The 1,001-nt window shown below is 41.7% G+C and carries 1 protein-coding gene; it reads left to right on the top strand.

Features of this window, described 5'->3' with window-relative positions; genetic code table 11:
- Positions 1-70: 70 nt before the first annotated feature.
- Positions 71-970, top strand: a complete 900-nt coding sequence (locus ABGX27_01325) for an IS5 family transposase (GenBank protein ID MEO2068136.1) — start codon at positions 71-73, stop codon at positions 968-970.
- The last annotated feature ends 31 nt before the right edge of the window (positions 971-1,001 follow it).

Raw genomic sequence — 1,001 nt, 5'->3', positions numbered from 1 at the left:
GTTTGAAAATTGCCAACACCATAAAAAAAGTGCTGTGTCCAAAAATTAGGTAGGTTAAAATAATCCTGCCATGGAAAGAGACTGGAAGAAATACAACAGAGAACTTGTAAGAAGGGGAGAAATCCTCATAGACCCAGAAGCAATCGCTGTTACACCAAACAAGCAGAAAAAGAGAGGAAGACCATACACTTACCCAGAACAATTGATAATGCTGTTACTGTTTCTGAAGTTTGCTCTGAGGCTTCCTTACAGGCAAACAGAAGGAGTAGCGAGGAAAACATTTGGAGAACTTGGAATAAAGATTCCCAACTTTAGGACTCTACACTACAGACTCACAAAAGGAGAATTTAGCTTAAAAGAGCTACCAAAAGTAGAGGAACTACCTAAAGATTTCGTAATAGTTCTTGATTCCTCAGGTCTGAAAGTAACTAATAGAGGAGAATGGCTGAGAAAGAAATGGGGAAAGAGACCCAGGAGAGGATGGGTAAAGATACACGTGGCATTTGACCTGCAAAGTAAGCAGGTAGTAGAACTTGAAGTGACAGATGAAAGGACACCTGACTGTAAGAAAGCTATAGAGCTTGTAGAAGGAGCTAAGAGAAAGGCAGAGAAGAAGGGGAAGAAGGTAGAGAAAGTGATAGCAGATGCTGGGTATGATACCCATGATTTTTTTCGATACTTAGGAAAAGAAGAGATAGAACCAGCAGTACTGGTTAGAAGGGGAGCTAAGATAAGAGGTAATCCTTATAGGGACAAGGTAATCCGGGCTATAAGGAGAGGAAAGAAGAAGTGGAAGGAAGCCGTTGGTTACGGGAAGAGGTGGCTGGTAGAGGGCTTTTTCTCAAGTTTCAAGAGGTGGTTTGGGGAGTATGTTTCAAGTGTTAGATTTGAGAACATTAGGAAGGAGTTGGTGTTTAAGGTTGCGATAGCCAATATGTTTCTGGCAATGAGTTCGGGAGGGAAAACATAACAAAGCGGTTAGTCGTTATAGGTCGGTTCGG

The organism is Desulfurobacteriaceae bacterium (assembly GCA_039832905.1).
In the GTDB taxonomy this organism is placed as follows: domain Bacteria; phylum Aquificota; class Aquificia; order Desulfurobacteriales; family Desulfurobacteriaceae; genus Desulfurobacterium.
The sequence above is the reverse complement of the archived record's forward strand: the minus strand, read 5'-3'. Positions and strand labels throughout refer to the sequence as shown.